General features: G+C 62.1%; 20 protein-coding genes. All 20 read left to right on the top strand.

Annotated elements, in window-relative coordinates:
* Window positions 1-3: 3 nt before the first annotated feature.
* The 20 genes from SJY40_RS09400 (at window position 4) to SJY40_RS09305 (ending at window position 19138) form a co-directional block, all read left to right on the top strand.
* A complete protein-coding gene (locus SJY40_RS09400) occupies window positions 4-1242 on the top strand; it encodes an NADH-quinone oxidoreductase subunit D (RefSeq protein WP_378945458.1) in 1239 nt (412 codons plus the stop codon).
* Window positions 1242-2162: an NADH-quinone oxidoreductase subunit NuoE gene (gene nuoE, locus SJY40_RS09395; protein WP_378945455.1), complete on the top strand. Its 921-nt coding sequence runs from the start codon at window positions 1242-1244 to the stop codon at window positions 2160-2162. The genes SJY40_RS09400 and nuoE overlap by 1 nt, the downstream gene beginning before the upstream one ends.
* A 67-nt stretch (window positions 2163-2229) precedes the next feature.
* Window positions 2230-2808 (top strand): hypothetical protein, encoded by a 579-nt coding sequence (locus SJY40_RS09390; RefSeq protein ID WP_378945453.1) that lies wholly within the window; start codon window positions 2230-2232, stop codon window positions 2806-2808.
* On the top strand, window positions 2808-3020 hold the full coding sequence (locus SJY40_RS09385; protein ID WP_378945450.1) for a DUF5337 domain-containing protein: 213 nt from the start codon (window positions 2808-2810) through the stop codon (window positions 3018-3020). The genes SJY40_RS09390 and SJY40_RS09385 overlap by 1 nt, the downstream gene beginning before the upstream one ends.
* 27 nt (window positions 3021-3047) lie before the next feature.
* Window positions 3048-4343: an NADH-quinone oxidoreductase subunit NuoF gene (nuoF, locus tag SJY40_RS09380; protein WP_378945447.1), complete on the top strand. Its 1296-nt coding sequence runs from the start codon at window positions 3048-3050 to the stop codon at window positions 4341-4343.
* A 107-nt stretch (window positions 4344-4450) separates the two neighbouring features.
* A complete protein-coding gene (locus SJY40_RS09375) occupies window positions 4451-4858 on the top strand; it encodes a DUF5333 domain-containing protein (RefSeq protein ID WP_378945444.1) in 408 nt (135 codons plus the stop codon).
* A gap of 10 nt (window positions 4859-4868) precedes the next feature.
* Window positions 4869-6881: an NADH-quinone oxidoreductase subunit NuoG gene (nuoG, locus tag SJY40_RS09370; protein WP_378945441.1), complete on the top strand. Its 2013-nt coding sequence runs from the start codon at window positions 4869-4871 to the stop codon at window positions 6879-6881.
* 4 nt (window positions 6882-6885) lie between these two features.
* Window positions 6886-7659, top strand: a complete 774-nt coding sequence (locus SJY40_RS09365) for a hypothetical protein (protein ID WP_378945439.1) — start codon at window positions 6886-6888, stop codon at window positions 7657-7659.
* 18 nt (window positions 7660-7677) lie between these two features.
* Entirely contained in the window at window positions 7678-8709 is a 1032-nt protein-coding gene (nuoH, locus tag SJY40_RS09360; protein ID WP_378945437.1) for an NADH-quinone oxidoreductase subunit NuoH, read from the top strand.
* A 2-nt stretch (window positions 8710-8711) separates the two neighbouring features.
* Window positions 8712-8897 (top strand): hypothetical protein, encoded by a 186-nt coding sequence (locus SJY40_RS09355; RefSeq protein ID WP_108501126.1) that lies wholly within the window; start codon window positions 8712-8714, stop codon window positions 8895-8897.
* Window positions 8897-9388: an NADH-quinone oxidoreductase subunit NuoI gene (nuoI, locus tag SJY40_RS09350; protein WP_108501127.1), complete on the top strand. Its 492-nt coding sequence runs from the start codon at window positions 8897-8899 to the stop codon at window positions 9386-9388. Before SJY40_RS09355 ends, nuoI begins: the two co-directional genes overlap by 1 nt.
* On the top strand, window positions 9385-9798 hold the full coding sequence (locus tag SJY40_RS09345; protein ID WP_108501128.1) for a carboxymuconolactone decarboxylase family protein: 414 nt from the start codon (window positions 9385-9387) through the stop codon (window positions 9796-9798). Before nuoI ends, SJY40_RS09345 begins: the two co-directional genes overlap by 4 nt.
* Entirely contained in the window at window positions 9795-10397 is a 603-nt protein-coding gene (locus SJY40_RS09340; RefSeq protein ID WP_378945432.1) for an NADH-quinone oxidoreductase subunit J, read from the top strand. Before SJY40_RS09345 ends, SJY40_RS09340 begins: the two co-directional genes overlap by 4 nt.
* A 69-nt stretch (window positions 10398-10466) precedes the next feature.
* Window positions 10467-10772 carry an NADH-quinone oxidoreductase subunit NuoK gene (nuoK, locus tag SJY40_RS09335; RefSeq protein WP_042248542.1) on the top strand — a complete coding sequence of 102 codons (306 nt, stop codon included), beginning with the start codon at window positions 10467-10469 and terminating at the stop codon, window positions 10770-10772.
* Window positions 10773-10778: 6 nt separating this feature from the next.
* Entirely contained in the window at window positions 10779-12887 is a 2109-nt protein-coding gene (nuoL, locus tag SJY40_RS09330) for an NADH-quinone oxidoreductase subunit L (RefSeq protein WP_378945427.1), read from the top strand.
* Between the two features lies 1 nt (window position 12888).
* Window positions 12889-14442 (top strand): NADH-quinone oxidoreductase subunit M, encoded by a 1554-nt coding sequence (locus SJY40_RS09325; protein ID WP_378945424.1) that lies wholly within the window; start codon window positions 12889-12891, stop codon window positions 14440-14442.
* 10 nt (window positions 14443-14452) lie between these two features.
* Window positions 14453-15919: an NADH-quinone oxidoreductase subunit NuoN gene (nuoN, locus tag SJY40_RS09320; protein WP_378945421.1), complete on the top strand. Its 1467-nt coding sequence runs from the start codon at window positions 14453-14455 to the stop codon at window positions 15917-15919.
* On the top strand, window positions 15912-16685 hold the full coding sequence (locus SJY40_RS09315) for a biotin--[acetyl-CoA-carboxylase] ligase (protein ID WP_378945418.1): 774 nt from the start codon (window positions 15912-15914) through the stop codon (window positions 16683-16685). Before nuoN ends, SJY40_RS09315 begins: the two co-directional genes overlap by 8 nt.
* A 1-nt stretch (window position 16686) precedes the next feature.
* On the top strand, window positions 16687-17466 hold the full coding sequence (locus tag SJY40_RS09310) for a type III pantothenate kinase (protein ID WP_378945415.1): 780 nt from the start codon (window positions 16687-16689) through the stop codon (window positions 17464-17466).
* Window positions 17459-19138, top strand: a complete 1680-nt coding sequence (locus SJY40_RS09305) for a ribonuclease J (protein ID WP_378945412.1) — start codon at window positions 17459-17461, stop codon at window positions 19136-19138. Before SJY40_RS09310 ends, SJY40_RS09305 begins: the two co-directional genes overlap by 8 nt.
* The last annotated feature ends 14 nt before the right edge of the window (window positions 19139-19152 follow it).

The following is a 19152-nucleotide window of genomic DNA, read 5'->3' as shown; positions in this document are numbered from 1 at the left end:
GCCATGGACGGCGATATCCGGACCAACAGCTATGACGACGGCAGCCAGGATCTGCTGACCGGCGAACAGCGCATCCGCAACTTCAACATCAACTTCGGTCCCCAGCACCCGGCAGCGCACGGCGTGCTGCGCATGGTGCTGGAGCTGGACGGCGAGGTGGTGGAACGTGCCGACCCGCATATCGGCCTGCTGCATCGCGGCACCGAGAAGCTGATGGAAAGCCGCACCTATCTGCAGAACCTTCCGTATTTCGATCGGCTGGATTACGTGTCGCCGATGAACCAGGAACATGCCTGGTGCATGGCGATCGAGCGTCTGACCGGCACCGTGGTGCCACGTCGCGCCAGCCTGATCCGGGTGCTGTATTCCGAAATGGGCCGCATCCTGAACCACCTGCTGGGTCTGACCACGGGTGCGCTGGACGTGGGCGCGCTGACGCCGCCCCTCTGGGGTTTCGAGGCGCGCGAAGACCTGATGATCTTCTATGAACGGGCCTGTGGCGCGCGTCTGCACGCGGCCTATTTCCGTCCCGGTGGCGTCCATCAGGACCTGCCGCCCGACCTGCTGAACGACATCGAAGCCTGGTGCGAGAAGTTCCCCAAGGTTCTGGACGATCTGGACACCCTGCTGACGGAAAACCGCATCTTCAAGCAGCGTCTGGTCGATATCGGCATCGTCTCCGAACAGGATGCGCTGGACTGGGGCTTCTCGGGCGTCATGGTCCGCGGGTCGGGCATGGCTTGGGACCTGCGTCGCAGCCAGCCCTACGAATGCTATGACGAGTTTGACTTCAAGATCCCGGTCGGCACCAATGGCGACTGCTATGACCGCTTCCTCTGCCGGATGCAGGAGATGCGCGAATTGACCAGCATCATGAAGCAGGCGATCACCAAGCTGCGGGCCGAACCCGCGGGCGACGTGATGGCACGCGGCAAGCTGTCGCCGCCCAAGCGCGCCGATATGAAGCGCGACATGGAAAGCCTGATTCACCACTTCAAGCTCTACACCGAAGGCTTCCGCGTTCCGGCGGGTGAAGTCTATGCCGCCGTCGAGGCGCCCAAGGGCGAATTCGGCGTCTATCTGGTCAGCGACGGGTCGAACAAACCCTATCGCGCCAAGCTGCGCGCGCCGGGCTTCCTTCACCTGCAATCGATGGACTGGATGTCCAAGGGCCACCTGCTGGCCGACGTCCCGGCCTTGATCGCCACCCAAGACATCGTGTTCGGAGAGGTTGACCGCTGATGCTGCGCCGCCTTCACCCCGTCCAGCCGGACAGTTTCACCTTCACGCCTGCGAACCTTGAATGGGCGCAGGCGCAGATCACCAAATATCCGGAAGGTCGCCAGCAATCGGCGATCATCCCGCTTTTGTGGCGTGCGCAGGAACAGGAAGGCTGGCTGTCGCGTCCGGCCATCGAATATGTCGCCGAATTCCTGGGCATGGCCTATATCCGTGCCCTGGAGGTTGCGACCTTCTACTTCATGTTCCAACTGCAACCCGTAGGGACTGTGGCCAATATCCAGATCTGCGGTACCACCACATGCATGATCTGCGGCGCCGAGGATCTGATCGAGGTCTGCAAGCGCAAGATCGCGCCGACCCCGCATACGCCTTCGGCCGATGGCAAATTCAGCTGGGAAGAGGTCGAATGTCTGGGTGCCTGCGCGAACGCGCCGATGGCCCAGATCGGCAAGGATTATTACGAGGATCTGACGCCCACCTCGCTTGAGGCACTGATCGACCGCATGTCGGCGGGCGAGGTTCCGCAGGCGGGATCGCAGACCGGGCGCTTTGCCTCGGAACCTGCGACGGGTCTGACCAGTCTGGAAGATGCCAAGGGCGGCCATGATCATAATGCCAGCGTGCAGTTGGCCACTGATCTGGGTGAAACGCTGAAGCGTATCGACGGAACCGAGGTTCCGATTCTGACCAAATGGCGCCGCGACCAGCCCAAGGCGGCAGTGGACGACCAGACCGGTCACGACATGACCCCCGAAGACGAACCGCGCCCCGCCGATGGTGAACCCGCCGATAAGACCGGTGTGACCGAGCAGGAGGCGCAGGCCAGCTCGGCTGCGCGTCCGGTTTCGGATCGTGAACCGGCGGGCGTGCGCGGCGAAGAGGCACAGGCGCAGGAAGAGACCGACAGCAAGAAGGACTGATCGTCAGAACGGCCAAGGGCCGGTGAACAGCAGAAAGGTAACCGTCACGATGCAAAGCTTGAGCCGCATGACCGCGTTGGGAACATTCGTTCTTGTGACCTTCGCGCTTGGGATTTCGGGTGCAACGGGCTGGTTGGCTGCAATGTTCATCGGGCTGGTCTTCGCGGCTTTTCTTGGCGCGGTGATCTTCTGGATGGCGGAAATGGGAACACAGGCGATGGAAGCTTCGGATCTGGGTGCGGCAATGCCGTCGGATCTGCCGGGCGCCGCGCCCATGGCCGAGGCGCTTGCCGACCCAGAGGTTGCCGCCGAAGTGACCGAAGAGATCGCGCCTTCGGGTGATGCCCAGTTCGCGACCGAGCGTGCGGAGATGGCCGAAGGTCGCAGCATCTATGGTGACCGCGATGCGACTGTCGCGGTCGATGCAACGCCGGACGATCTGCAGGCGATCAAGGGTGTGGGCGTCAAGATCGCCGAGGCCTTGAACGAGGCCGGGGTGACGCGCTTCGACCAGATCGCGGCCTGGGACGAGGAAACGATCGACGCATTCGCCAGCCGGATCGGGCGCGGAGCCGCGCGCATTCGGGGTGATGACTGGGTCGGACAGGCCAGGGAACTGGCAAAAGAAAACCGGGGCGTTGCGTGATGGCCGCGCCTGCGGACAAGGATGCCAAGCAGATGCGGCTGGTTGCGATCGTGATCGCCGTTGCAATGCTGGTCTGGCTGGCCATTCAGGCGATTGGCCAGGAATATGAGTGGGCGGGACGATGGGCCTATCTGGCCGATCTGGCCGCCATCGGCGCTTTTGTCTGGTCGCTGATCGTGACCTGGCGTATCTGGCGGCGCAGGAATGTGTGACGCCCGGATGAGAGGATCGAGGAACGGATGCTGAAAGACCAGGATCGCATTTTCACCAACCTCTATGGGATGGGTGACCGCAGCCTGAAGGGCGCCCAATCGCGGGGCCATTGGGATAACACGTCCGAGATCATCGGACGTGGGCGTGAGAAGATCATCGAACAGATGAAGGCATCCGGCCTTCGCGGTCGTGGGGGCGCTGGCTTCCCGACGGGCCTGAAATGGTCGTTCATGCCCAAGGAATTGGATGGGCGTCCGTCCTATCTGGTGATCAACGCAGACGAATCCGAACCCGCGACCTGCAAGGACCGCGAGATCATGCGCCATGATCCGCACACCCTGATCGAGGGTGCGCTGATCGCCAGCTTCGCGATGAACGCGCATGCCTGCTATATCTATCTGCGCGGCGAATACATCCGCGAGAAAGAGGCCCTGCAGGCCGCCATCGACGAATGCTATGACGCGGGAATGCTGGGCGCGAATGCCGCCGGTTCCGGTTGGGACTTCGACGTCTATCTGCACCATGGTGCGGGTGCATATATCTGCGGTGAAGAAACGGCGCTGCTGGAAAGCCTGGAAGGCAAGAAGGGCATGCCGCGGATGAAGCCGCCGTTCCCTGCCGGTGCCGGTCTTTACGGCTGCCCGACGACGGTGAACAACGTCGAATCCATTGCCGTCGTTCCGACGATCCTGCGTCGTGGGCCGGAATGGTTCGCGGGCTTTGGCCGTCCGAACAATGCGGGCATCAAGCTGTTCGGCCTGACGGGCCATCTGAACGCGCCTTGCGTGGTCGAAGAAGCCATGTCGATCCCGATGCGCGAGCTGATCGAAAAGCACGGCGGCGGCGTTCGCGGCGGTTGGAAGAACCTGAAAGCGGTGATCCCCGGTGGCGCATCCTGCCCGGTCCTGACGGCCGAGCAATGCGAAAACGCCATCATGGATTACGACGGCATGCGCGATCTGAAGTCCAGCTTCGGCACCGCCTGCATGATCGTGATGGATCAGGATACTGATGTCATCAAGGCCGTCTGGCGTCTGTCCAAGTTCTTCAAGCATGAGAGCTGCGGCCAGTGCACGCCCTGCCGCGAAGGCACCGGCTGGATGATGCGCGTCATGAGCCGCCTTGTATCGGGCGAGGCCGAAGTCGAGGAAATCGACATGCTGCTGGACGTGACCAAGCAGGTCGAAGGTCACACGATCTGCGCGCTTGGCGACGCGGCTGCATGGCCGATCCAGGGTCTGATCCGCAACTTCCGCGGAGAGATCGAAGATCGCCTGAAAGCCAAGAAGACCGGACGCATGGGGGCGATGGCAGCGGAATGATGGGCTTGGGTCGCCATAACGCTCACGCGTGGGACACGGCATCTTGTCGAACCATCCGCGCCGGCGATGATTATGTGGGGACACATCATCATCGCAAGGAGCGTTTCATGACCCGTCCCATCTTTGCCGCCATGGCAATCGCCGCATCGCTGATCGCAGGTCCCGCCGCCGCGCTGGAGCCGCTGTCCAGCGAAGCCTATGTCAACGACCGCCTGGTGCAGGCGCGCGTGGCCGACATGCTGCGCAAGGGCTGCCCCAGCATCGACGCCCGACTGATCCGGGCCTTTTCCGAAGCGCGGGCGCTCAAGCGCTATGCCTCGGACAAGGGATACAGCGACGATCAGATCGACGCGTTTCTGGACAGCAAGGCCGACCGCAAGCGCATCTATGCCGCGGCCGACCGCTATATGGTTGAAAACGGCGTCGTGAATGGACAGCCGGAAACATTTTGCCGCCTCGGGCGGGACGAAATCGCACGGCAGACGGTCGCTGGATCGCTGCTGAGTGCCAGGTAAGGAAGAAATCATGGCCGACTTGCGGACAATCAAGATCGACGGCAACGAGATCGATGTCGATCCCAACATGACCCTGATCCAAGCCTGTGAGCAGGCCGGGATCGAGATCCCGCGCTTCTGCTATCACGAGCGGCTGTCGATCGCCGGCAACTGCCGCATGTGTCTGGTCGAAGTCGTGGGCGGTCCGCCCAAGCCCGCCGCAAGCTGTGCCATGCAGGTCAAGGATCTGCGGCCGGGGCCTGAAGGTGCCCCGTCCGAGATCCGCACCAACAGCCCGATGGTCAAGAAGGCCCGCGAAGGCGTGATGGAATTCCTGCTGATCAACCACCCGCTGGATTGCCCGATCTGCGACCAGGGCGGCGAATGCGATCTGCAGGATCAGGCCATGGCTTACGGCGTCGATTTCAGCCGCTATCGCGAACCCAAGCGCGCCTCCGAGGAGTTGAACCTCGGCCCGCTGGTCGAAACCCACATGACGCGCTGCATCAGCTGTACCCGTTGCGTGCGCTTTACCAGCGAAGTCGCGGGCATCCACCAGATGGGTCAGACCGGTCGCGGCGAAGACAGCGAGATCACCAGCTATCTGAACGAAACGCTGGCCTCGAACATGCAGGGCAACATCATTGACCTCTGCCCCGTCGGCGCGCTGGTCAGCAAGCCCTATGCCTTTACCGCCCGTCCTTGGGAACTGACCAAGACCGAGACGATCGACGTCATGGACGCACTTGGCAGTGCGATCCGCGTGGACACCAAGGGTCGCGAAGTCATGCGCATCCTGCCGCGCAACAATGACGACGTGAACGAGGAATGGATCAGCGACAAGACGCGCTTTGTCTGGGACGGTCTGCGTCGCCAGCGTCTGGACAAGCCCTATATCCGTGAAAACGGCAAGCTGCGCGCGGCCACATGGCCCGAGGCGCTTGCGGCCACGGCGCGTGCCATGACCGGCAAGAAGGTCGCCGGTCTGGTCGGCGATCTGGCTTCGGTCGAAGCGGCGTTCAGCCTGAAAACCTTGATCGAGGGTCTGGGCGGCAATGTCGAGTGCCGCACCGATGGCGCCAAGCTGCCCGCGGGCAACCGTTCGGGCTATGTCGGCAATGCGACGATTGCGGATCTGGATACCGCGTCCTCGATTCTGCTGGTCGGGACGAACCCGCGCGAAGAGGCTCCTGTCCTGAATTCGCGCATCCGCAAAAACTGGGTGCGTGGCGCAGATGTCACGCTGGTCGGCCAGGCGGTCGATCTGACCTTCGACTATACCCATGCCGGCACCGACCGCGCAGCACTGTCCAAGCTGCTGGACGATGCGACCGCCGCCGAAGAACCCGGCGTGATCATCGTGGGGCAGGGCGCGCTGCGCGAGGCTGATGGCGAGGCTGTCTTGGCCACCGTCATGGCGCTTGCCGAAGCGACGAATGCCCGTGTGATGGTCCTGCACACCGCCGCGTCCCGTGTCGGCGCGATGGATGCGGGTGCGGTGACGCAGGGCGGTCTGGATGCGGCCATCGATGGCGCACAGGTCATCTTCAACCTTGGCGCGGATGAGGTGGAAATTGCTGCCGGCGCCACGGTCATCTATCAGGGCAGCCATGGTGATCGCGGGGCGCATCGCGCTGACATCATCCTGCCCGCCGCCTGCTATACCGAGGAAATGGGCCTGTTCGTGAATACCGAAGGTCGTCCCCAGCTGGCCATGCGCGCGAACTTCGCACCGGGTGAGGCCAAGGAAAACTGGGCGATCCTGCGGGCGCTGTCTGCCGAACTGGGTCAGACCCTGCCGTGGGACAGCGTCGCGCAGCTGCGTCGCAAGCTGATCGAAACCGTGCCGCATCTGGGCCAGATCGGTGCCGTCGTGGAAAGCGATTGGCAGCCCCTGCCGCAAAAGGATCTGGGCCGTGCCGATTTCGTGAACCCGGTCAAGGACTTCTATCTGACGAACCCGATCGCGCGCTGTTCGCCCCTGATGGGCGAGCTGTCGCGCATGGCGGCGGCACGGCAGGCCTCCGCAGTAGCAGCGGAGTAGGCCGATGAAGCATGTCCCCGGAACCATTCGTCTGACGGCCCTTGCCGTGCTTGGCACGCTGGCCTTGGCCGCCTGCCAACCGGTGGCCGATGCCGCTGACGGTCGCCCCAAGGCCAAGCCCGCACAGGTCAGCGCACGGGTCGTGGCACCGGGCAGCAAGGCCGGCAGCGGCGCGCTGACGCGGGCACGCATTTCGACCAAATCGGGCGAGATCCTGATTCTGGAAGAAGACGGCAGCGTCACGACGATGGATCTGGACAGCCCCGAGGGGCAGGACGCCTTCACCATCAGCGAGGCCGATCTGGCCGTGTTGAACGCCAACCTTGATCTTGATTTCGGCGGTCTTGTGGCGGCCCGTCTGCCCAAGGAAAAGACCGCGCAGGAAAAGGCGCTCGAGGCGTTCGCCGCCCGCAGCCAGCCCGCCCTGCCAACTCTGAGCGAGACCCAGACCATCGCGCCCGAACAGTTCATCGCCGCCAAGGTCGAGCCGATGAACCGCGGACGCGCCACCGATCTGGTCGAGGTTACGGCAAATCTTCGCGAAGGGGTGGACGCCGATATCGCCTTTTCGTATGCCACCTGCGCGCTTGCCGGGTGGGCCAAGAACAACGGCACCCCTTACGGGCGCCACATCCGCACCCTGCAGGCCGAACGAAACGGCAAGCTGCTGATCGGGTCCGCCTTCATCTTGTCGCAGGACAAGCCGATGGGACTGCGGGTCATGGAAACGAACGAGACCTTGCGTGAATGCAAGGCGCGCGGCATCCCCGCGGCATAAGGAAGAGGAACAGGCATCATGGCTGATTTTTGGACATCTTCCTGGGGCATCGCGATCATCCTGCTGGCGCAGGGTCTGGCGGTCATCGCATTCGTGATGCTGTCGCTGATCTACATGGTCTATGGCGACCGCAAGATCTGGGCGGCCGTGCAGATGCGGCGCGGCCCGAACGTGGTCGGCCCGTGGGGCATCCTGCAGACCTTTGCGGATGCGTTGAAATTCGTCGTCAAGGAAATCGTCATTCCAGCGGGCTCGGACAAGTTCGTGTTCTTCCTGGCGCCTTTCCTGTCGATGATGCTGGCGCTTCTGGCCTTCGTGGCGATTCCCTTCGCGCCCGGATGGGTGATGGCCGACATCAACGTCGGCATCCTGTTCATCTTTGCGGTCTCCTCGCTCGAGGTTTACGGCGTGATCATGGGAGGCTGGGCCTCGAACTCGAAGTATCCCTTCCTGGGGTCGCTTCGTTCGGCGGCGCAGATGATCTCCTATGAAGTCAGCCTGGGCCTGATCATCATCGGGGTGATCATCTCGACCGGCTCGATGAACCTGACCGCCATCGTCGAGGCGCAGCGCGGCGCGGGACTGCTGTCCTGGTACTGGCTGCCCCACCTGCCGATGGTCGTGCTGTTCTTCATCAGCGCATTGGCCGAAACCAACCGCCCGCCCTTCGACCTTCCCGAAGCAGAATCCGAACTGGTTGCGGGCTTCATGGTCGAATATTCCTCGACGCCCTATCTGCTGTTCATGGCCGGTGAATACATCGCCATGTGGCTGATGTGCGCGCTGATCAGCCTGTTGTTCTTCGGTGGCTGGCTGTCGCCCATTCCCGGCATTCCCGACGGTGCGCTGTGGATGTTTATCAAGATGGTCGGCTGGTTCTTCATGTTCGCGATGGTGAAGGCGCTGGTCCCGCGCTATCGCTATGACCAGCTGATGCGGATCGGTTGGAAGGTCTTCCTGCCGTTGTCGCTGGCCTGGGTCGTCATCGTCGCCTTCCTGGCACGGTTCGAGGTTCTGGGTGGTTTCTGGGCCCGTTGGGCAGGGATGTGATCATGGCCAATTCCAACAAGATCGCCGACATGCTGGCCCGTGCCAGCGAACAGGACAAGGCAGAGTTCGCCCATTTCCTGGCCAACAATCTGGACACGGCCGAACAGGCCCATGACAGCGCCAGGGTGCGCGACTACGTGGCGGCCTTCGACCGCTTCGCCGCACCCAAGCAAGGAGAGCAGTTCTGATGGCTTTCGACATCGCACGCGCCACCAAGTATTTCCTGATGGTGGACTTCCTGAAGGGCTTCGGTCTTGGCATGCGCTATTTCTTCGCGCCCAAGGCGACGTTGAACTATCCGCATGAAAAGGGCCCGCTGTCGCCGCGTTTCCGCGGTGAACACGCCCTGCGCCGTTATCCAAACGGCGAGGAACGCTGCATCGCCTGCAAATTGTGCGAGGCCGTCTGCCCCGCGCAGGCCATTACCATCGATGCCGAACCGCGCGACGACGGCTCGCGTCGCACGACGCGCTATGACATCGACATGACCAAATGCATCTATTGCGGGTTCTGTCAGGAAGCATGCCCGGTGGACGCCATCGTGGAAGGTCCGAACTTCGAATTCGCGACCGAAACCCGCGAAGAGCTGTTCTATGACAAGGAAAAGCTGCTGGACAACGGCGCCCGTTGGGAAGCCGAAATCGCCCGCAACCTAGCCATGGATGCGCCCTACAGATGACCGATGCATTCCAGAAGATGTTCCAGCAGATGATGTCCCAAGGGCAGGAAATGGCGCGGGCCTTCAACCCCGCGGTGGAGCATTTCAATCCCAAGGCATTCGAGAAGATGTTCCCGACCATGCCTGCGGACATGCTGGAGATGTGGTTCGGCAAGACCTTCAACCGTGACGGTCTGGATGCCAAGACGCGGATGCTGGTCACCATTGCCGCAATGACCGTGCAGGGTGCGCTGGCCGAGCCTCAGCTGCGCCTGACCATCCGCCACGCGATGGAAGCCGGCGCCACCCCGCGCGAGATCGCCGAGGTGATCTATCAGATGGGGATGTTCGGCGGCCTCCCTGCGATGCAGAAGGCGCTGGAAATCGCCCAGGGCGTCTTTACCGAATCCGAAGGGAGCAGCCCGGAATGATGACCTTTGCCTTTTACCTTTTCGCCATCTCGGTCTGCGTCGCGGGCTTCATGGTGGTGCTGTCGCGCAACCCGGTCCATTCGGTGCTGTGGCTGATCTTGGCCTTCCTGTCGGCTGCGGGCCTGTTCATCCTGCTGGGCGCAGAATTCGTCGCCATGCTGCTGGTCATCGTCTATGTCGGCGCGGTCGCGGTTCTGTTCCTCTTCGTCGTGATGATGCTGGACGTCGATTTCGCCGAGCTGAAGGGTGAGCTGGCCCGATATCTGCCGCTGGCAGGTCTGATCGCGCTGGTGCTGCTGGCGCAGCTGGCCGTGGCCTTCGGTGGCTGGGAAAGCGCCGATCAATCCGCCGCCCTGCGTGCCGTTCCCATCGAAGGGGCGCCGATGAACACCAATCTGATCGGCACGGTCATGTACGACCGCTATCTGCTGCCGTTCCAGATCTCGGGTCTGATCCTGCTGGTCGCCATGATCGGCGCAATCACGTTGACGATGCGTCACCGCCGCGACATCAAGCGTCAGAACGTGATCCACCAGATGCATCGCGATCCTGCCAAGGCGATGCAACTGCGCGACGTCAAGCCCGGTCAGGGGCTGTAAGTTGGGGGCGCATCGCGCCCCCGGCCAACGGAATTTCAACGGGTGCGAGAACCCGGAGGGACTGAAAAGATGATCGGATTGACACATTACCTTGTCGTGGGGGCGATCTTGTTCGTCGCCGGGATCTTCGGCATCTTCGTGAACCGCAAGAATGTCATCGTCATCCTGATGTCGATCGAGCTGATGCTGCTGGCGGTCAATATCAACTTCGTCGCCTTTTCGGCCCATCTGGGCGATCTTGGCGGCCAGATCTTCACCATGTTCATCCTGACCGTCGCCGCAGCCGAGGCTGCCATCGGTCTGGCGATCCTGGTCGTCTTCTTCCGCAACCGTGGCACGATCGCGGTGGAAGATGTCAACGTGATGAAGGGATAAGGGAACATGCCGCAATTCATCCTTTTCGCACCGCTGCTGGGCGCGCTGATCGCAGGCTTCGGCTGGCGCCTGATTGGCGAGCGTGGCGCGCAGGTCCTGACCACCGGCATCCTCTTTGCCGCGGCAGCTCTCAGCTGGATCGTGTTCCTGACCTTCGATGGTCAGTTGCAGCATCTTCCGGTCATGGATTGGATCGTCTCGGGCGATTTCACCAGCCAATGGGGCATCCGTCTGGATCGCCTGACCGCGATCATGCTGATCGTGATCACTTCGGTCTCGGCCTTGGTGCACCTCTATAGCTTCGGCTATATGGCCCATGACGAAAACTTCGGCGACGATGAACCCTATCGCGCCCGCTTCTTCGCCTATCTGTCCTTCTTCACCTTTGCGATGCTGATGCTGGTGACCTCGGACAACCTGCTGCAGATGTTCTTCGGATGGGAGGGCGTGGGGGTCGCGTCCTATCTGCTGATCGGTTTCTACTTCAAGAAACAGTCGGCCGGTGCCGCCGCCATGAAGGCCTTCATCGTCAACCGCGTCGGTGACTTCGGCTTCCTGCTGGGCATCTTCGGGTTGTGGTGGATGACCGGCACGATCCAGTTCGACGAATTGTTCGCTCAGGTGCCGATGCTGGCCGATAGCCAGATCAGCTTCCTGTGGACCGAATGGAATGCTGCGAACCTGCTGGCAATCCTGCTGTTCATCGGCGCGATGGGCAAATCGGCGCAGCTGTTCCTGCACACCTGGTTGCCCGACGCGATGGAGGGTCCGACGCCGGTGTCGGCCCTGATCCACGCCGCAACCATGGTCACCGCCGGCGTCTTCCTGGTCTGCCGGATGTCGCCGCTGTTCGAATTCGCACCTCAGGCCAAGGCGTTCATCGTGATCGTCGGCGCCTCGACCGCATTCTTTGCGGCAACGGTGGGTCTGGTGCAAAACGACATCAAGCGCGTCATCGCCTATTCGACCTGTTCGCAGCTGGGCTATATGTTCGTGGCTGCTGGCGTCGGGGTCTATTCGGTCGCCATGTTCCACCTGCTGACGCATGCCTTCTTCAAGGCAATGCTGTTCCTTGGTGCCGGTTCGGTCATCCATGCGATGCATCACGAACAGGACATGCGGAATTACGGCGGCTTGCGGAAGAAGATCCCGCTGACCTTCTGGGCAATGATGATCGGGACGCTGGCCATCACCGGCGTCGGCATTCCACTGACCCATATCGGTTTTGCAGGTTTCCTGTCGAAGGATGCCGTGATCGAAAGCGCGTTCGCGTCCGGCTCGGGTTACGCTTTCTGGATGCTGGTCATTGCGGCGGCTTTCACCAGCTTCTACAGCTGGCGCCTGATGTTCATGACCTTCTTCGGCAAGCCGCGCGGCGATCATCATGCGCATGACCATGCTCATGAAAGCCCGCGCGTCATGACGATCCCCCTTGGCGTTCTGGCGCTTGGGGCGATCTTCTCGGGGATGGTCTGGTACAACAGCTTCTTCGAAACCGAAGGCGTGCAGAAATTCTTCGGCATGCCCGAAGTGGCTGCAGCGCATGGCGATGGCCATGGCGAGGTCGAGGCTGGCCACGCCGAACCCGAAGACCACGCTGCCGCCGACGACCATGCCGCACCGGAAGATGGGGAGCATGCCACCGTCGTCGATCCGGCAACCGTGGGGCAGGGGGCGATCTATATGCACCCCGACAACCACGTGATGCACGAGGCGCACAATGTTCCGGCATGGGTCAAGGTTTCGCCCTTCATCGCGATGCTGTCGGGTCTGGCTCTTGCCTGGCTGATGTATATCCGCAACCCTGGCGCACCGGCCAAACTGGCCGCCCAGCAACCGGGTCTGTATCAGTTCCTGCTGAACAAGTGGTATTTCGACGAAGTCTACAACGCCGTCTTCGTGCGTCCGGCCCGCTGGATCGGTGCCAAGCTGTGGACGGCCGGTGACGGAGCCGTTATCGACGGCGCCATCAACGGGGTCGCCATGGGAATCATTCCCCGGATGACCCGCTTTGCCGGGCGCGTTCAGTCCGGTTATCTGTTCCATTATGCCTTCGCGATGGTCATCGGCATCGTAGGCTTGCTGATCTGGGTGATGCTGCGGGGCGCGCAATAACATGACGAACCTTCTTTCAATCATCACCTTCCTGCCCATCGTCGCGGCGGGGATCCTGGCACTGTTCCTGCGGGGCGACGATGCCGCCGCGCAGAAGAACGCCAAATGGCTGGCGCTGATCGCCACCAGTGCGACCTTCCTTGTGTCGCTGTTCCTGCTGGCGGGTTTCAATGCCGCCGATACGGGATTCCAGTTCGTAGAAGACCACGCTTGGATCATGGGCCTGCGCTACAAGATGGGCGTGGACGGCATCTCGATCCTCTTTGTGATGCTGACGACCTTCCTGATGCCGCTGACGATCCTGTCCACCTGGGAGGTCAACACCCGCGTCAAGGAATACATGATCGCCTTCCTGGTGCTGGAGGGGCTGATGATCGGCGTCTTCACGGCGCTGGATCTGATCCTGTTCTATCTGTTCTTCGAGGCCGGCCTGATCCCGATGTTCCTGATCATCGGCATCTGGGGCGGGGCCAACCGCATCTATGCGGCGTTCAAGTTCTTCCTCTATACCTTTATCGGCTCGGTTCTGATGCTGGTGGCGATGATCGCCATGGCACGCATGGCGGGTACGACCGATATCGTCCAGCTGCTGGCCTTCGACTTCCCGTCTGAAACCACGCGCATCTTGGGCTTTACCGTCGTGGGTGGCGTTCAGACGCTGCTGTTCCTGGCCTTCTTCGCCAGCTTCGCAGTTAAGATGCCGATGTGGCCGGTCCACACCTGGTTGCCTGATGCGCACGTTCAGGCACCGACCGCGGGTTCGGTCGTGCTGGCCGCCGTGCTGCTGAAGATGGGCGGCTATGGCTTCCTGCGCTTCAGCCTGCCGATGTTCCCGGTCGCTGCGGATCAGTTGCAGGGGCTTGTAATGTGGATGTCGGCGATTGCCATCGTCTATACGTCGCTGGTGGCGCTGGCACAGTCGGACATGAAAAAGCTGATCGCCTATTCGTCCGTGGCCCACATGGGTTACGTGACGATGGGGATCTTTGCGGCGAACCAGCAAGGCGTCGATGGCGCGATCTTCCAGATGCTGTCGCATGGCTTCATTTCGGGCGCGCTGTTCTTGGGCGTGGGCGTCATCTACGACCGCATGCACACGCGCGAGATCGACGCCTATGGCGGGCTGGTCAACCGGATGCCGGTCTATGCGCTGATCTTCATGTTCTTCACGATGGCCAACGTCGGCCTGCCGGGGACCTCGGGCTTTGTCGGTGAATTCCTGACGCTGATGGGGGCGTTCCACGCCAACACCTGGGTGGCATTCGTCGCCGCGACCGGCGTCATCCTATCGGCAGCCTATGCGCTGTGGCTCTATCGCCGCGTGACGATGGGCGCGCTGATCAAGGAAAGCCTGCGGATGATCACCGACATGACGCCGCGCGAAAAATGGATCTTTGCGCCACTGATCGCCATGACCCTGATCCTGGGCGTCTATCCGCGCCTTGTGACCGACATCACCGGACCTGCGGTTCAGGCGATGCTGGTGAATGTAAACGACGCGCTGCCCGAAGAGGCAGCCACCGACGACATGGCTTCGGCCGCCGTCAGCCATTGAGGAAAGCCAGATGAACGCGCTCGATATTTCGACCATCCTGCCCGAACTCTGGCTTGCCATCTATGCGCTGGCTGCGCTGATGGCGGGGGCCTATTTCGGACAGGACAAGATCGCTCGCCCGATCCTCTGGGCCAGCGTGCTGGCCCTGCTGGTGGCTGGACTTTACGTCGGTATGGCCGACCGGCCCGAACAGACGGCATTCTTTGGAATGTTCATCGACGACGCCTTTGCGCGCTTTGCCAAGGTGACGATCCTGCTGTCGGGCGCTGCCGTTCTGGCCATGAGCGCCGACTACATGGATCGCCATGGGCTGATGCGCTTCGAATATCCCATCCTGATCGTGCTGGCGACCGTCGGCATGATGGTGATGGTCTCGGCGGGTGATCTGCTGTCGCTCTACATGGGACTGGAACTGCAATCGCTGGCACTTTACGTCGTGGCCGCCATGCGCCGCGAAAGCGTCAAGTCGTCCGAGGCGGGCCTGAAGTATTTCGTGCTGGGCGCGCTCAGCTCGGGCCTGCTGCTTTACGGCGCTTCGCTGGTTTATGGCTTTGCGGGAACCACCGGCTTTGCGGGGATCATTCAGGCGGTGAACGCCGACGTCATGCCGATGGGTCTGCTGTTTGGTCTGGTCTTCCTGCTGGTCGGTCTGGCCTTCAAGGTCTCGGCAGTGCCCTTCCACATGTGGACGCCCGACGTCTACGAAGGGTCGCCTTCGCCCGTGACCGCCTTCTTTGCCACCGCGCCCAAGGTTGCGGCGATGGCGCTGATCGGCCGTCTGGTCTTTGACGCCTTCGGCAATGTCATCACCGATTGGAGCCAGATCATCGCGGTTCTGGCCGTTCTGTCGATGCTGCTGGGCTCGATCGCGGGTATCGGTCAGACAAACATCAAGCGTCTGATGGCCTATTCCTCGATCGCGCATATGGGCTTTGCCCTTGTCGGTCTGGCTGCGGGCACGGCCTATGGCGTGCAGGCGATGCTGCTCTATATGGCGATCTATGCGCTGATGAACGTCGGCACCTTTGCCTTCATCCTGTCGCTGGAACGTGACGGCCGGCCGGTCACCGATATGGCCAGCCTGAACCGTTTCGCCCAGACCGAGCCGCTGAAAAGCTTTGCCGTGCTGTTCCTGATGTTCAGCTTGGCAGGCGTGCCGCCCTTCCTCGGCTTCTTTGCGAAATACGGCGTGCTGACGGCTGCCGTTGACGGCGGTCTCAGCTGGCTGGCCGTGATCGGCGTGATCGCCTCGGTCATCGGTGCCTTCTATTATCTGCGTATCGTCTATTACATGTTCTTCGGCGCCGAGGTCGAACCCGTTACCAGCCGCATGGGTCTGGTTCAATATGGCGCGCTGATTGTGCCGGCGGCGGCCTTGCTGCTGGGCGCGGTGACGATGCTGGGCATCGACGAAGCGGCGGCCACTGCGGCGCAATCGCTGGTCAACGACACGGTTGCCCCCATTGCGGGTGAGTGACCACGATCCGGCCAACTGGCCTCAGGGTGTGGCACGCCACATCCTGGACCGGGTGGACAGCACCAATGCCGAGGCTTTCCGGCTGGCCCCTTCGCTGAACGGGTCAGCCTGGATTCTGGCACTGCGACAAGAGGCTGGCCGCGGCCGTCGCGGTCGTGCGTGGACCGACCCTCCGGGCAATTTCGCCGCAACGCTGGTTCTGCGCCCCGAGGGTGGTCCTGCCGATGCGGCGCGTCTGTCCTTCGTGGCGGCGCTGTCGGTGCATGACGCCCTACGCGCCCTTTGCGGACCGTCGCTGAATGTGGCGCTGAAATGGCCGAACGACGTGCTGCTGAATGGTGGCAAGCTGTCGGGCATCCTGCTGGAAAGCACGGGCGCGGCGGGGCAGGTGGCGACGCTGGCGATCGGTATCGGCATCAACCTGACCTCGGCCCCCGATCCGGCGCAGGTCGAAACGACAGCGACCCGTCCCGTCAGCCTGTTGGGCGAAACCGGTCTGACCGTCACCGCTCAGGATATGCTGGACGCGCTGGCGCAGCAGTTCGACGCATGGCAGGGGCAGATGCGTGCCTATGGCTTCGGACCCATCCGCAATGCCTGGATGGCGCGGGCTGCCAAGCTGGGCGAGACCATCATTGCCCGCACCGGCACGACGGAAACCACAGGCCGCTTCGACGGCATCGACGACACGGGCGCGTTGATCCTGACCGGCCCGCGTGGTCGTCATGCGATCCCTGCGGCCGACATATATTTCAGCGGGTCCTGACATGCTGTTGTGCATCGATACCGGCAATACGAACACGGTCTTCTCGATCTGGGACGGCGGCAAGTTCCTGGCGCATTGGCGCATCCGCACCGATCACCGGCGGACGGCGGATGAATATTTCGTCTGGCTCTCGACGCTGATCTCGGTCCAGAAATTCGATCTGAAGATCGACGCCTGCATCATCAGTGCCACGGCGCCGCGGGTGGTCTTCAACCTGCGCGTTCTCTGCAACCGCTATTTCGACACGCGCCCGCTGGTGGTGGGCAAGCCCGACTGCCAGCTGCGCGTCCCCCCGCGCGTGGATGAGGGCACGACCGTCGGCCCCGACCGGTTGGTCAATACCGTCGGCGCCTATGACCGCCACGGGCCCGATCTGATCGTGGTCGATTTCGGAACCGCGACGACCTTCGATGTCGTCGATGTGGACGGCGCCTATATCGGTGGCGTCATCGCCCCCGGCGTCAACCTGTCGCTGGAGGCTTTGCACATGGGCGCGGCATCGCTGCCTCATGTCGATGTGACGATGCCCGCGAAGGTCATCGGCACGAATACGGTTGCATGTATACAGTCGGGCGTGTTCTGGGGATATGTAGGATTGGTCGAAGGTATCGTGCGCCAGATACGCGCCGAACGTGACCGACCGATGAAAGTAATAGCGACCGGCGGGCTTGCGCCGCTGTTCGATCAGGGTTTCGACCTGTTCGATGCAATAGAAGACGACCTCACGATGCATGGATTGCGTCTAATTCACGATTACAACAAGGAGATGGGCAATGGCTGAGCGCCTGATCTATCTGCCGCTAGGCGGCGCGGGCGAAATCGGCATGAACGCCTATGTTTATGGCTATGGTGCGCCCGGCAAGGAACGACTGATCCTGGTCGATCTGGGTGTTACCTTTGGTGACATGGACGGAAGCCCGGGTATCGACCTGATCATGCCGGATCTGACGTGGCTGGAACAGAACAAGGACCGGCTTGATGCGATCTTCGTGACCCACGGGCATGAAGACCATATCGGTGCCTTGGGGCACCTTTGGGGACGTCTGCAGACCCCGATCTATGCGCGCCGCTTCACGGGCACGCTGGTGCGTCTGAAGATGGAAGAGATGGGTCTTCCGGCAGCCGAGGCGGTGAACATCACCGAAGTGCGCCCCGCAAAGACCGAAGTGGGTCCCTTCACGGTGCAATTCGCGCCGATCAGCCACTCGATCCCCGAAAGCAGCGGGCTGATCATCGATACGCCCGCGGGCCGTATCGTGCACACCGGCGACTTCAAGGTCAACGTGACCCCGGTCGTGGGCGATGCCTTCGATCCGGTCATGTGGAAACAGGTCGCGACTGAAAACGGTCCGATCAAGGTTCTGGCCTGCGACAGTACCAACATCTTCTCGACCCACCCGGGCCGGTCCGAGGCCGTTCTGGCCACGCCGATCATGGAATGGGTCGGCGCGCAGAAGAACATGGTGGTCGCCACGACCTTCGCCAGCAACATTGCGCGCCTGAAGACGCTGGCCGATGCCGCCATCGCCTCGGGCCGCAAGGTCTGCCTGCTTGGCCGCGCGATGCGTCGCATGGTCAGCGTCGGTTTCGACAGCGGCATCCTGACGGATTTCCCCGAAACCATCGGTCCGGACGAAGCATCCAAGCTGCCGCGCAACCAGGTCATGCTGATCGTCACCGGTAGCCAAGGCGAACGCCGCGCCGCCAGTGCGCAGCTGTCGCGGGGCCGCTATCTGGGCCTGTCGCTGAAGGAAGGCGACAGCTTCCTGTTCAGCTCGAAGACCATCCCCGGCAACGAAAAGTCGGTCGGTCGCATCATGAACGCGCTCTCGGAATCCGGGGTCGAGGTTTATGACGCGGATGACGGTCTGTACCACGTTTCGGGTCACGCCAACCGTCCCGACATCGAGGTGATGCACGACATCCTCAAGCCGCAGACTGTCATCCCGATGCATGGCGAACACCTGCACCTGCGCGAACACATGATGCTGGCCCGCGCCAAGGGCATGCGTTCCGAGGTTGTCGTCAACGGCCAGATGATGGAGCTGTCGGGCGACAAGCTGCGCGTCGTCGATCAGGTCCAGACCGGACGCCTGTATCTGGATGGCAACATCCTGATCGGTGCTATGGACGGCGTCGTGCGCGACCGGATCCGCATGGCGCTGAACGGTCATGCCATGGTCAGCGTCATCGTCGACGAAGATGACAAGGTTCTGCCCGATGCATGGGTCGAGCTGATGGGTCTGAACCAGACCACCCGTGGCGGCACCGATCTGGCCCGTCATATTGAAGGCGAGATCGCCGAATTCCTGGAACGCGCCGATGCGCGCACCGTGAAGAACGACGACAAGATGGACGAGGCGATCCGCAAGATCGCGCGTCAGGTCTCGATGGAGGAAATCGGCAAGAAGCCCGAGGTCACCGTCATCATTAGCCGCCTGACGGCCGACTGACCAAACGGGGCGCG

Origin of the sequence: Paracoccus sp. R86501 (assembly GCF_042466435.1) — a bacterium.
Taxonomy (GTDB): Bacteria; Pseudomonadota; Alphaproteobacteria; order Rhodobacterales; family Rhodobacteraceae; genus Paracoccus.
The sequence above is the reverse complement of the archived record's forward strand: the minus strand, read 5'-3'. Positions and strand labels throughout refer to the sequence as shown.